A 12,856-nucleotide genomic window follows, 5' to 3' on the forward strand; every position below is an offset into this window, starting at 1 on the left:
CCTCAGCCGACGGGGAGGGCCGGGGCGAGCGGTGGCCGGTCCGGCAGGAACCCGTGGGCGCGGCGGGCCAGGTGGTCCGGCCGGTAACGGTCCACGTACCGATGCCAGTTGAGGATGCCGGCCATCCAGTTCTGCAGGTCCCGGACGTAGTTCCCCATGGCCTCACGGGCCTCGGCCGACAGCTCGAAGTCGTCGCACACGACGGGGAGTTCGCTCGCGACGACATGCTCGAACTGCCGCATCCGCTGGGTCATCAGGTCGTGCACGACCCGGAGGGCGGTGGGGTAGTCGACGCCGAAGAAGTTCTGGACGACGAGGATCGCGTTGTGCAGCTCGCCCTCGTACTGGATCTCCTTCTGGTAGGAGAAGACGTCGTTGACGAGCATGCCGTAGTCGATGGCGGCGTTCTCCAGGGAGCGGACCGGGCCGCTGCGGTAGACCTCGGGCGGGATCGCGGGGCCGTGGCCGCGGCGGGCCAGGCTCAGGGTGAGGTCGGAGCCGAAGGTGTCCCGGCGCATCTCCAGGTAGTCGACGGGGTCCGGGACGCGGTGCTGGAGGTGGTTGGCCATCTCCCAGAGCCAGCTCTCGGTCATCCTGTCGACGGCCTGCTTCAGGAAGAGCCGGCCGTCGGGGTCCAGGTCGGCGGTGGTGCGCGCCCACAGGTCGGTCAGGCCGCGTTCCATGCCGGTGACCGGGGCGGGGACGGGCTCGTCGGCGATCGGCATGCACGCGGACAGCCGGGCGGTGGCGAGCCGGGCGCCGGCCAGGTCGCGCCGGGTGCCGAAGTACAGGGGGTAGTAGTCGTCGGCGTAGGTGCCCCAGGCCAGCCACTGGGCGCTGAGGTCGAGTTCCTCGGGGGTGGCGTCGGGGTCGAGGCCGGCGGCGCAGAGGACGAGGTCGCCGGCGGCGAGTCTGTCCTCGTCCCAGACGCCCTCGGCGAGCATTCCGGTGGCGTGCATCCAGGCGGTGAGCCGGGGGCGGGCGGTGTCGAGGTGCGGGCTGAGCTCGACCTCGTAGGGCATGTGGAAGTCGGGCAGGAGGGAGGGGCCGACCTGCTGGAAGGGGACGTGGGTATAGGCACGGAGGCGTTCCGCGGCGGCCTCGGCGAGTAAGCCGCCGACGTCCGCGGCGGACGTGCCGGGGCCGGTCAGGGTCTGCCAGGGGGCGGCCTGGGCGGTGGCGCCCTGGTTCATGTAGCGGCTGGAGCGCAGATGCCATTCGTGGCCGCCGGACTGCCAGTCCTGCAGGCCCTTGGTGTAGGCGGCGATCGCGGCGGCCTGGTCGGGGGTGAGGCCCTTCTCGACGGCGAGGGCGGGCACTTCGGTGAGGGCGGTGTGCTCGAACTGGTGGAGGCGGGAGGTGAGAATGTAGTTGACCGTGTCGGCGGCCTCCTGGGTGGAGCAGTCGAAGAAGGTCTCCAGGACCAGCACGCCGTTGCTGTTCTCGCCCTCGTCCTCGACCTCGCGCTGGTAGGAGAACAGGTCGTTGCGGAGGTGGACGGCGTCGGCGAAGGTCTCCATCAGCACGCGCAGCGGCCGGGTCCCCGCGACGGCCGCGGGCACCTCGGCCGTCGCGTACTCGACGAGCCCCGCCGACCAGGGGGCGCCGCCGACCTTGCGGCGCATCTCGATGTACTCGACGGGGTTGGCGATCCGTCCCTCGTTGATGTTGGACAGCTCCCACATCGACTCGTTCAGCAGATGCTCGGTGGCGACGGAGAAGCGCCGTCGCCAGTCGACCGACATGGCCGGCACCGTGCGGGCCCACAGGTCGGCGAGGCCCGCCTCGACCGGGTTCTCCGGCTCCGGCACGGGTGTCGAGAGGTCGAGCGGCATGAACAGCGGGAGCCGGTCGAGATGGGCCTTGCCGGCGGCGCGGTCCTGGGTGCGCTTGAACATGTCGAGGAAGTGGTCGTCGAAGAAGAACACCCACACGTACCAGTCGGTGATCAGCGAGAGGGCGGGGCCGTCGCAGTCGGGGTGGGTGTAGCCGCACAGCAGGCCGTAGTCGTGTGCCTCCAGGTCCGCCTGGGTCCAGATCCCGGAGCCCTCCAGCATGCCCATCTCCCGGGCCCACTCGGTGGAGTGGGCCCGGGCCTCCTCCAGATGCGGGTTGAGCCGCGCGGGATACGGCATGTAGAAGTGCGGGAGTTCGAACGGCTGCGTCATGGCCGGGGCCCTACCCGTGGGCTCCGACGGCCATCCGCCGCGCGGCACATGATCACACCATCGCGTGAACCGGGGCGGTATCCGGGAACTTCGGCCGCCGGCTGTGGCGTTGGACGGGCATCACCCGCCCCCGGGCCACGGCCGGACCGGTGGTCAACCGGTCGCGGTGCCGAACCAGCGGGGCAGGCGGTCGACCAGTTCCCGCTGGTCGTCGCCGATCCAGGCCACATGACCGTCGGGCCGCAGCAGAACGGCGGGCGCGTCCAGTTCCTCGCCGGTGTCGACGACATGGTCGACCCGGTCCGCCCAGCCGGCCACCGAGAGCAGGCCGGTCCGGTCGAGCAGGAGTCCGCGTCCGGCCCGCGTCAGCTCGTACAGGCGCCCCCGTTCCAGCCGCACGTCCCGGAGCCGGCGGCCGAGGAGGGCAGGCCCCTCGCCGAAGTCGTAGCGGACGGACAGCGCGGCGATCTTCTCGATCAGGTACCGGTTCACCTCCTCGAAGTCCATCAGTTCCGCCACCAGCCGGCGCACCGCCCGCGCACCGGGTTCGGCGGACAGCAGTTCCGACTGGGCCCGGGTGTTGTCCAGCACCGCGGCGGCCACCGGGTGCCGTTCGGTGTGGTAGCTGTCCAACAGCCCTTCCGGCGCCCAGCCGTTGACCTCGGCGGCGAGTTTCCAGCCGAGGTTGAAGGCGTCCTGGATGCCGAGGTTGAGGCCCTGTCCGCCGGTCGGCGGGTGGATGTGCGCCGCGTCGCCGGCCAGCAGCACCCGGCCCGACCGGTAGCGCTCGGCGAGCCGGGTGGCGTCGCCGAAACGGGAGATCCAGCGCGGGGAGTGCACACCGAGGTCGGTGCCGGCGAACTCCCGCAGCCGCAGCCTGAACTCCTCCAGGGTGGGCGGGACCGCGCGGTCCTCGGACACCCCCGCGGCGGGCACGATGACGCGGTGCACGCCGTCCTCGCGGGGCATGACGCCGAACCGGGCACTGGTCCTGCGGACCTCGGCCACCACGGCGGCCAGCTCCTCCGGCGGTACGGCCACCTCCAGCTCGCCCAGCCAGGTCTCGTTGGCGGCCGGTTCGCCGGGGAAGGCGACGCCGAGCAGCCGGCGTACGGTGCTGCGGCCGCCGTCGCAGCCGACGAGGTAGCGAGCGCGCAACCGCGTGCCTCCCCCGCCGGCTGCGCCCTCACTGGCGGAGCTTCCCCCACCGTCCAGTTCGACGGTGACACCGTGCTCGTCCTGGGCCAGTCCGGTCAGTTCGGCGCCGCGCCGGATCTCGGCGCCGAGTTCGACGGCCCGCTCGGCCAGCAGGCGCTCGGTGACGGTTTGCGGAATGCCGAGAACGTACGAATGCGCGGTGTCCAAGCGGTCGGGCCAGGGCGCCGGAATGCCGGCGAAAAAACCGCCGGTGGCGAACTTCCGGCCGAGCGGGAGGAACCGCTCGAGCAGCCCGCGCTGGTCCAAAATCTCGACACTGCGCGCGTGCAGCCCGAGCGCGCGGGACTGCCCGGTCGGCACCGCCTCCTTCTCCAGCACGAGCACCCGCACCCCGTGCAGCCGCAGTTCACCGGCGAGCGTCAGTCCGGTCGGACCGGCGCCGACGACGATGACATCGAGCATCGAAATCCCCCATAGAGCCATAGAAAAGGAAAGGCGCGCACAGTGCGCGGATCGCCGATCTCCACAGGTACCGGCTACGGCCGGAAATTCTGCAACAGCGACCGGGGCTTGCCGCAAGGCCCCCGGTGCGCTATACGTTGAGAGTGGCGAGGAGCGGACGAACTCCTTGCCTTTCGCATTTCCGGCATGCGCGCCGGAGGACCCCTTCCCCCGAAGCATTCACACGCCATCCATTAGGCTGCCGCCGTTGGTCGACTCATCGGATCAACAGATTCAGGGGGCGGGGGCCGATGAACAACGCGACCGAGGTGTTCCAGCCGTTGCAGGCGGACGATCCGCCCAGGGTGGCCGGGTACCGCCTCGCCGCACGACTCGGCGCCGGGGGCATGGGCCGGGTCTATCTGTCGCACACTCAGGGCGGCCGCCCGGTGGCGATCAAGGTGGTACGGCCGGAGCTGGCCGACGACCCGGAGTTCCGGCGCCGGTTCCGCCGGGAGATCACGGCCGCCCGGCGGGTCCGGGGCGCGTACACCGCCGAGTTGATCGACGCCGACGCGGACGGCGTACCGCCGTGGCTGGCCACCCTGTACGTACCCGGGCCCGCCCTCTCCGAGGTCGTCGCCCGGCGCGGCCCGCTGCCGGTGCAGGCGGTGCTGTGGCTGATGGCGGGGGTAGCCGAGGCGCTGCAGGCCATCCACGGCGCGGGCATCGTGCACCGGGACCTGAAGCCCTCGAACGTACTGCTGGCCTCGGACGGTCCGCGCGTCATCGACTTCGGCATCTCGCTGGCCGCCGACGCCACCTCGCACACCGCGACGGGCACCGCCATCGGCACCCCCTCGTTCATGGCTCCCGAGCAGGCCTCGGGCGGCGAGGTCACCCCGGCGACCGACGTGTTCGCGCTCGGCCAGACGGCGGCGTTCGCGGCCCTGGGCGCGCCGCTGTACGGCGACGGCCCCGCCGTCAACGTGCTGTACCGGATCGTGCACTCCGAACCCGACCTCTCCCCGCTGCCCGAGGAGGTGCGTCCGCTGATCGCCCGCTGTCTGGCCGCCGATCCGGAGCGGCGGGCCACCCTGGCGGAGGTCGTCGACTGGTGCCGGCGGCGGCTGGGCCCGGACGCCGACGCGGGCGCCGGACCGGCCGTGTGGCAGGAGATCACCGGACCCGAGGTGGCGGTGCCCGCCCCCGCGCCGACCCCGGCTCACCCTCCGCTGACCATGGCGGCCCCGGTCACCGTCACGTCCGCCGCCCCCGCCCCGGTCGGGCCGCTCCTCCCGCCGACCTATCCGTTCGCCCCGCCGCCGGAGCGGGCGGAACCGCGCCCGGGCCGCCGCGGACGGGCCGTGCTGATCGGGATCGCCGCCGTGACCTCGGTCGTCGGCACGCTGACGGTCATGGCGCTGATACTGACGCAGACCGCCGACTGGGTCCGCCAGCAGGCCGAGACCAGATCCTCCGGCACGCCGGATCCGACGGCCGGCGGCCGGTCGGCGGGCTCCTCGTCGACGAAGTCGCCGGACACCGCCGCCGACACCGACACCACCGCCGACACCGGCGGCGGCACCGCCGCCGACACCGGCATCTCCACCACTCCCTCGGCCACGGCCCCGCACCCCGAGGCGTATCCCCAGGTGTGGGTGGACGAGAAGAGTTCCCTGAGCTTCAAGGAGCCGGTCGAACGCAAGAATCGCAAGGGGGACGTGCGCTTCGACTGCAAGGAGATCGGCTGCGCGCTGAAGAGCGACACCAGCGTCATCGAGAACGTGTGGGACAACAAGGCCCAGGGCACCCTGGAAACCTGCCGTGACTCCCTCACCGCCTCCAAGAACCACAGCCTCACCCTGAACGTGGCCGCGGCCGGCAGCCTGATCTGCGTCAAGTCCCGCTCCGGGGACATCGCGCTGCTCGTGGTCAAGGTGAAGTCGACCGCCCTCTGGGACCATCCCGGGATCAGCTTCATGACCGCGGACATGACCATCTGGCGCAAGGCGGCCTGAGCTCCGCCGTCTTGCCGGACCCGGGCCCCCGGGCCACGGTGGTGCCATGACCTCCTCCGCGCGCCCCGGCGAGGCACCGCCCGTCCCCGACGTCTTCGACCCGCGCCGGTACGCGGGCGGGGTGCCGTACGACGACTACCGCGTGCTGCGCGAGCACCATCCGGTCTCCTGGCAGGAGGAGCCGGAGGTGCTGGGGTGGCCGGCCGGGCCGGGGTTCTGGGCGGTGGCACGCCACGCGGACGTGGTGCGGGTGCTCAAGGACCCGGGGACGTACTCCTCGTGTCTCGGCGCGACCCAGATCCGGGACCCGGACCCGGAGGACCTGCCGTTCATCCGGCGCATGATGCTCAATCAGGATCCGCCGGACCACGGGCGGTTGCGGCGCACGGTGAGCCGGGCCTTCACCCCGGGGCGGATCGAGCGGTTCGGTGCGGTGGTACGGCAGCGGGCGCGGGCGCTGTTCGCGCGGGCCCTGGAGACGGCCCGGGCGGGGGACGGCACCGTCGACCTGGTCGCCGCCGTCACCGACGAGTACGCGCTGCTCAACCTCGCCGATCTGCTGGGGGTCCCGGAGAGCGACCGCGGGCTGCTGCTGCACTGGACGCAACGGGTGATCGGCTACCAGGACCCGGACGAGGCCGGACCCCGGACGGTCGACGACCGGGGCCGGCCGGTCAACCCCCGCTCCCCGGCGATGCTGCGGGACATGTTCGACTACGCCCGTCGGCTCGCCGCGTACAAGCGCCGTCATCCGGCGGACGACGTGCTGACCGCCCTCGCGCACGACGCCGAACTCGCCGACGGGGAGCTGGAGATGTTCTTCTTCCTGCTCACGATCGCGGGCAACGACACCGTGCGCTCGGCGGCTCCCGGCGGGCTGCTGGCGCTGGCCGAGCACCCGGAGTCGTACGCCCTGCTGCGCGCCGGGAAGGTGCCGGCCGACACCGCCGTGGACGAGTTGCTGCGCTGGCATCCCCCGGTGCTGACCTTCCGCCGGACCGCCGCGCGGGACACCGAACTCGGCGGGCGGCGCATCGGGAAGGGCGCCAAGGTGGTCGTGCTGCACGCGTCGGCCAACCGGGACGAGCGGGCCTTCGCCGCACCCGGCCGGCTCGACCTCGGCCGTACCCCGAACCCGCACGTCTCCTTCGGGGACGGGCCGCATGTCTGTCTGGGCGCCCACTTCGCCCGGCTGCAACTGCGCTCGCTCTACGCGGCGGCACCGCCGACGCTACGGCCCGCGGGACCGGCCGGGCGGCTCGTCTCCAACTTCATCAACGGGGTGAAGTCGCTGCCGACGGAAGTGGGTTGACCTGGATCAGCGCATGGGTGCCGGCCGTGCGCCAGCGCTGTCCCTCGGCGGCGTCCAGGGCCGCCTCGGTGTCCGCGGAGAGTCCGGTGATCACATCGGACTTGAGGGTGCGCAGCGCGGCCACCGGGCCCGGGAACCAGGCGGTGACGTCCGCGAAGGGGGTGGTCGGGGGCCAGCGGCGATCGCCCACCAGGCGGCGGTAGTTGAGGTCGCCCTTGAAGAGCGTGAGGTCGGCGGAGGCGAACTCGGCGCGCAGGTCGTCGGGCATCTCGGCGTAGGGCAGCGGGGCGCAGGAGAAGGGGTGGGCGCGGACGGTGAGCCGGCCGTCCGACATCGCGGACCAGAGCGTACGGCCGTACGCGGCGGCCGTGCCGGGTGCGGCGGTGAGCCTGCGCAGGGCGTCGAGGACGTCGGCGGTCGTGGCGTCGGAGACGTAGTAGGGGTACGGCTTGATGTGCAGGACCGCGCGGCCGACGCGCCCGGTGTCCAGGAGATGGGCGATCAGCAGCAGGTCGGGGACGAGCTCGCGGCCCGCGTTGTCGGCGACCAGGCACAGGGTGCCGCCCCGGAGCAGCGGCCACAGGGCGGCGCTGTCGTCGGCGACCAGGGCGGAGACGGCCGCGCCCGCCTCCGCGGAGAGGCGGAAGCCGAGGTCGGCGCGGTTGCCCCAGAGGGAGCCGTGCAGCAGGGCGTGGTCCGGGTCGTCGTCGAGGGTGTCGAGGGCGGCCAGTTCCTCGTCGGTCTCCTTGGCGTCGAGTTCGGCGAGCTTGAACGGGCGGAAGGGGTCGATGCCCTGCCAGGGGCCGGTACCGAAGTAGCCGACGGCGTCCAGGAGGCGCCGGTAGAACCAGCTCTCGGACCACAGCCACGGCACGTCGAACCAGGACTGTCCGGCGTGGTCGTCCAGGCCCCAGTCGTGCCACCGGTCGTGGCCCGGCAGGGGTTCGATGACGCCCTCGGTGCAGTTGCGCAGCAGTGCGTCGAGGGCGCGGTGCTGCTCGGGGCCGTACGGGAAGGCGTCCCGCACCTGGTGGATGATCGCGGGGTGGCGTTCGGCCAGCACGCTGTGCGGGAACGGGCCGGTGGTGCCGAGGATCACGGGTGCGGCGGCGGAGTCGGGCATGGGCGTCACGCTATCGCGCGGGCCGCCCGGCTCCGCCGAACGCGGGGCGCCGGTCACGCCGTTCTGATCTCGCGCTCCAGTTGCGTGGCGAGGGTCAGGTAGCGGGCGCGCCGGTGCACCGGGACCAGGCCGCGGATCATCAGGAACCACATCTCGGCGACTCTGCGCGGCAGCCGTCCCACCGGTTCCAGGTTGCGGCCGGCGACCCGGGTGCCGACGAAGAAGCAGACGATCGAGTGGGCGACCGCGCCGACGTCGATGTCCGGGTGGACGTCTGACTCCTTGACGGCGCCCGTGAGTTTGCGCGTGGCGAACTCCAGCCACTCCGTGAACGGATGCCTGAGCGGCGGCCGTACGGTGACGTCCGCGGTGGCGAGCCGCAGTCCCGCGCGCGGGATCGGGCCGTCGACGGAGAGCCGGGCGATCGCGAACGTGGTGCGCATCAGGCCCTCCAGCGAGGAGTAGCCGCGGCTGTCCATCTCCCTCACCAACTGGCCGGAGGTGCGGGACTGGAGCTCCATGATGGCCTGGGCCAGGTCCTCCTTGGCGGCGAAGTGGAAGTAGAGCGCCCCCTTGGTGACCTGCGCGTGTTCGACGATCTCGCTCAGGCTGGTGGACTCGTAGCCGTGCCGGTCGAAGAGGTCGGCGGCGGCCGTGATGATCGTGGCACGGGTCTGTTCCGCACGTAACTGCCTCGCCATCGACTCAACACTCCTTCACGACATCACGGCTTCACGACTTCGTGTTCTCGACTGCACGGCTTCAAACCGACGGGGCATGCGGTTTGTTTTTTACCCCGTGCACACGATAGCTCACCGTGCGGCAGCGGGAGACAACTGTGCGGACCTGGTGACGGACACGTGTAAGCCGCGCCCGCCGAGCCGCGACCGGCGTCCACGGTGCACAAACGGACGAGATCAGAACGCGTCCCTCCCTCGTGTCCGTGCCGGTTTCCGGAAGCGATGCGCTGAGCCGGGCGCACATCGGTGATCGCCACGATACGAGCCGGACGGTTGGTTCTCAACGGCGCACGGTAAGTCCATAAAACGGACGAGCCGGTCGGCGGCGTACACACCGACCGGCCCTGTGATCAACCGCGCTGAACGGTGCGCACCCCATTCCCGTACTCACCTCAGCAGTCCTTGTACCCGCGCCTGCCGAGGAGACGTCCCCGATGACTCGGACGACCGACCGGATGAGAGTCACGGGAGCCGCCGTGGCGGCTCCGCTTCTGCTCCTGTTCTGGGCGGCGGGGCCCGCCCAGGCGCACGGCGCGCCCACCGATCCGATCAGCCGGGTCTACGCCTGCTCGCCCAGCGGCGGCAGCGCCGGTACGGCGGCCTGCAAGGCGGCGATCGCGGCGAGCGGGCAGAACTTCGTCGCCTGGGACAACCTGCGGGTGGCGGACGTCAACGGCCGGGACCGGCAGGTGATTCCGGACGGAAAGCTGTGCAGTGGCAACCTGGCGGCGTACCGGGGGCTCGACCTGGCGCGCGCGGACTGGCCCGCCACCGAACTGACTCCGGGCGCCCGGCTCACGATGACGTACGCCTCGACGATCGCGCACGCCGGCACGTTCAAGCTGTATCTGACCAAGCCGGGGTACGACCCGACGAAGCCGCTCACCTGGTCCGAGCTGCCCGCGCAGCCCTTCGCCGAGGTCAAGGACCCGCCGCTGACGAACGGGGCGTACCACTTCGGCGCGACGCTGCCGGCCGACCGGACGGGCCGTCAGCTGCTGTACACCATCTGGCAGAACAGCAGCACGTCGGACACCTACTACTCGTGCTCCGACGTGGTGTTCACGGCCAGGAAGGACGCGAAGAAGGACACCGGGGGCGAGGCGGGGAAGGACGGCGGGGCGACGGCGAGCGCGAAGCCGCGGGCGAGTGCCACGCCGACCCCGAGCGCCTCGAAGGGCGGTGCCGCCCCGGCACGGACGACGGCGGCGGCGTCCCCGGTCTCCCCAAAGACCGGAACCACCGCCGCCGACAGTACTCCCGTGGCCTCCGACACGGACTCCGGTTCGGGCCCGTCGGCGCCCCTGCTGGCGGGCGGCGCCGCGGCGGTGCTGGTGCTCACCGGCGGCGCCGCCCTGGCATTGCGTCTGCGTCGACGCTGACTGCCTGAGCCAGAAGGTCAGTTGACGAAGACGGCGGCGCCGTTGTCGCTGACCGGGGCGTACTTCGCGGTGAAGTAGCCGGCGGACGGGCAGAGGATGGAGCCCGAGGACTTCGTGAACGCCTGGCTGCTGAAGGCGAGGCTGTTGTCGGTGTTGCTGCTCGTGCCGCTCAGGCTGGCGGCCTGGTAGACACAGGTGATGCTGCCCAGCAGGGTGGTCAGCTTGACCGTGGTCTGGATGGTCGAGCCGCTCGGCGGGGTGACCGTGACGCTGCCGCTGGAGGAGACCGCCGTGGTGTACGGCAGGTTGTCGACGGTGATGCTGGAGACGCCGGTCACGCCGGTGACGTTGCTGGTGCAGCTGCCGAAGGTCTGCGCGGTGGCCGACTCGGTGGCGGTGCCGGAGGCGGCCGGGTTGTCGGTGACCGTCGCGGTGAAGGTCGACGCGGCACAGGTGATGCCGCTGGTGCTGGTGGAGCTGGAGTAGAGGGTGGCGGTGGTGCCGCTGGCCAGCGACGCGGTGAGGGTGTCACCGACCGCGACGGCGGTGCCGCCGGCGCTGCCGGTGGTGAGCACCGCGCCGTCGGCGGAGGCGGGCACGGTGGCCGCGACCGAGAGGGCGACGACGGTACCGGCGAGGGCGAGGAGAGAACGCGTACGCATGCGGGTTGCCTCTTTCTTCGGGGGGACTTGCATGGGGTGTGAAGGTGGGGGGTTCTGGGGGCGCGTGTGCGGCGCCAGCCGTTGCCGGCCCGTGACGCCTTCTCCGTACGTGACGGACCGGCAACGGCAGCCGTGCCGGACCGACCGAAAGCCTGGGGGGGTTAGGCCTCCGGCCGGGCCGGTTGAGGGCGTTCGGGCACGGTCCCTGGGGGGAAGCGACCGTGCCGACGCCGCGAGCGGAGCGGTGATCGAGGAGGCCGGGAAGCGGTCGATGCCGCTCGGCGGATCCGGCGCCACGGATCCGAAGGAAACCAGGGAGAGTTGTAGACCTGATCAACCGTCAACGTCAAGGCCGATCAAGGGAGTTGAGCAACCGATCAAGGGAATGCAAGGTCAGAACAGAACTGACGCATATTCAACACCCTTTTTTCACAACTGCCTTGACCCTGAAAAGTAACCGCCGGTAACTTTCGGCATGGCTACTGCTGCGTAACGAGAAAGCCCTTGCGTCCGCCGGGAGTTGTGAGGAGGCGTGCGCGGCAGCCGCTGTCCGCGCCAGGACAACGCGCCAACTGAAGCCCAACCAGCGTGACTAATGCATGGGAGCAGACATGGCCTCGTCCTCGGACGTTCCGTCCGCCGACAACACGCCGGAGAACCCGGGAAGCGGTTCTCTTTCCGAAACATCAGACACCACCGGGGTCACCGGAGGGGACCAGAGACGCGGACGGGTCCGGGCGCGTCGGGCAGCGGTGATGGCGATCCCCGCCACCCTGGTCGCCGCGGGTCTCGCGATCTTCACCGCGCAGGGTGTCCTGGGAGTGCAGTTCGCCATCTCCGGCATGCCCTTCGTGGTGACCGCCGACCGGCTCGACGGCACCGGCTTCGAGCAGTTCGGCAGCCTCGACAACATGATCGAGAACAGCCCCAACGCCGGTGACACCGGCGGCCAGGAGCTGGTCGTCACGTCGGTGGTGAAGAACGGCACGATCACCAACATGTGCCAGAGCGTCGACCTCGGCGGCATCCAGCTTCTCCTCACGGCCGGCGCCGGGTCCAAGCCGGTGTCCGTGCAGAACCTGGCGATCGACTCCGACGACATCAAGGGCGACGCCACCTTCAACAACATCGAGATCGGCCGCGACGCCAGCACCTTCGACAAGGGCGGCGTCCAGGGTCCGAAGGGCGTCTACGGCCAGCAGGCCGACAGCGTCGTGATCGAGAACCTCTACCAGCACAACTACGCGGCCACCGCGGCCGTCTTCAAGCTCCCGAACCTGCACATGTCGTTCGCCGACCACGGTTGCGACTGATGACCGACTCAGGGACCCGGAGCGAGCGCTTCCGGCGGTGGCGGGGAGAACGGCCCTTCGCAGGGGGCGTGCTGCTCGTGCTGGCCGGTGCCGAGATCCTGGTGACCATGAAGGCACCCCTTCCGGTCATCCTGCACATCGGCATGCAGGGCCTGGCGGGTTACCTGCTGCCGGCCCTGATGATCGTCTGCGGCGTGCTGATCTTGTTCAACCCGGCGCAGCGACTCTTCTACTCCGTTCTCGGCATCCTGCTCTCCCTGGGAACCTGGCTCACCTCGAACCTCGGCGGTTTCATGGTCGGCCTGCTCCTCGGGGCGGTCGGCAGCTGCATCACCTTCGGCTGGCTGCCGGACCAGGAGCCGCGCGTCAGCCGCCGGAAGCGACGCAAGGCGGCGCGAGCTGCCACGCAGGGCTTCGGGGACGGTGCGGAAGCGGTTTGAGAAAGAGGAAGAGAAGGGGGGGGGGGGGGGGGGGGGGGGCCCCCCCGCCACGCTTTTAGGAGGACTTGGGGGGCCGGGGCCCCCCGGGCCAAGACA

10 protein-coding genes are annotated in these 12,856 nt (G+C 71.2%); 5 read left to right on the forward strand and 5 right to left on the reverse strand.

The genetic code is table 11. The features are described from left to right. Nucleotides 1-2: 2 nt before the first annotated feature. Entirely contained in the window at nucleotides 3-2,168 is a 2,166-nt protein-coding gene (gene cyc2, locus ACIPSJ_RS34715) for a germacradienol/geosmin synthase Cyc2 (RefSeq protein ID WP_401351726.1), read from the reverse strand. 153 nt (nucleotides 2,169-2,321) lie between these two features. Next, on the reverse strand, nucleotides 2,322-3,788 hold the full coding sequence (gene rox, locus ACIPSJ_RS34720; protein WP_401351728.1) for a rifampin monooxygenase: 1,467 nt from the start codon (nucleotides 3,786-3,788) through the stop codon (nucleotides 2,322-2,324). A gap of 290 nt (nucleotides 3,789-4,078) precedes the next feature. Here rox and ACIPSJ_RS34725 point away from each other — a divergent pair, with 290 nt between their 5' ends. Together ACIPSJ_RS34725 and ACIPSJ_RS34730 are read left to right on the forward strand one after the other, a co-directional pair. Next, nucleotides 4,079-5,788 carry a serine/threonine-protein kinase gene (locus ACIPSJ_RS34725; protein ID WP_401351731.1) on the forward strand — a complete coding sequence of 570 codons (1,710 nt, stop codon included), beginning with the start codon at nucleotides 4,079-4,081 and terminating at the stop codon, nucleotides 5,786-5,788. Nucleotides 5,789-5,834: 46 nt separating this feature from the next. After that, on the forward strand, nucleotides 5,835-7,100 hold the full coding sequence (locus tag ACIPSJ_RS34730; protein ID WP_359224607.1) for a cytochrome P450: 1,266 nt from the start codon (nucleotides 5,835-5,837) through the stop codon (nucleotides 7,098-7,100). Here the strand turns inward: ACIPSJ_RS34730 and ACIPSJ_RS34735 are convergent. Both ACIPSJ_RS34735 and ACIPSJ_RS34740 read right to left on the reverse strand, forming a co-directional pair. Further along, nucleotides 7,063-8,223 (reverse strand): damage-control phosphatase ARMT1 family protein, encoded by a 1,161-nt coding sequence (locus ACIPSJ_RS34735; RefSeq protein WP_401351733.1) that lies wholly within the window; start codon nucleotides 8,221-8,223, stop codon nucleotides 7,063-7,065. The genes ACIPSJ_RS34730 and ACIPSJ_RS34735 overlap by 38 nt on opposite strands. Nucleotides 8,224-8,276: 53 nt before the next feature. Then, nucleotides 8,277-8,924: a ScbR family autoregulator-binding transcription factor gene (locus tag ACIPSJ_RS34740; RefSeq protein ID WP_359224614.1), complete on the reverse strand. Its 648-nt coding sequence runs from the start codon at nucleotides 8,922-8,924 to the stop codon at nucleotides 8,277-8,279. A 473-nt stretch (nucleotides 8,925-9,397) separates the two neighbouring features. Between ACIPSJ_RS34740 and ACIPSJ_RS34745 the strand changes: the two genes are divergently transcribed. Continuing rightward, nucleotides 9,398-10,345: a lytic polysaccharide monooxygenase gene (locus ACIPSJ_RS34745; RefSeq protein ID WP_401351735.1), complete on the forward strand. Its 948-nt coding sequence runs from the start codon at nucleotides 9,398-9,400 to the stop codon at nucleotides 10,343-10,345. A 17-nt stretch (nucleotides 10,346-10,362) separates the two neighbouring features. On the opposite strand, the gene ACIPSJ_RS34750 is transcribed toward ACIPSJ_RS34745, so the two are convergent. Next, nucleotides 10,363-11,007, reverse strand: a complete 645-nt coding sequence (locus ACIPSJ_RS34750) for a Tat pathway signal sequence domain protein (RefSeq protein WP_401351738.1) — start codon at nucleotides 11,005-11,007, stop codon at nucleotides 10,363-10,365. 611 nt (nucleotides 11,008-11,618) lie between these two features. Here ACIPSJ_RS34750 and ACIPSJ_RS34755 point away from each other — a divergent pair. Beyond that, the gene (locus ACIPSJ_RS34755) at nucleotides 11,619-12,320 is read left to right on the forward strand and encodes a DUF6230 family protein (protein WP_401351740.1); all 702 of its coding nucleotides are present in this window, start codon (nucleotides 11,619-11,621) and stop codon (nucleotides 12,318-12,320) included. Then, nucleotides 12,320-12,760, forward strand: coding sequence for a DUF6114 domain-containing protein (locus ACIPSJ_RS34760; protein ID WP_401351743.1), 441 nt, complete (start codon nucleotides 12,320-12,322; stop codon nucleotides 12,758-12,760). The genes ACIPSJ_RS34755 and ACIPSJ_RS34760 overlap by 1 nt, the downstream gene beginning before the upstream one ends. Nucleotides 12,761-12,856 lie beyond the last annotated feature (96 nt).

The organism is Streptomyces sp. NPDC090088 (genome assembly GCF_044747345.1).
In the GTDB taxonomy this organism is placed as follows: domain Bacteria; phylum Actinomycetota; class Actinomycetes; order Streptomycetales; family Streptomycetaceae; genus Streptomyces.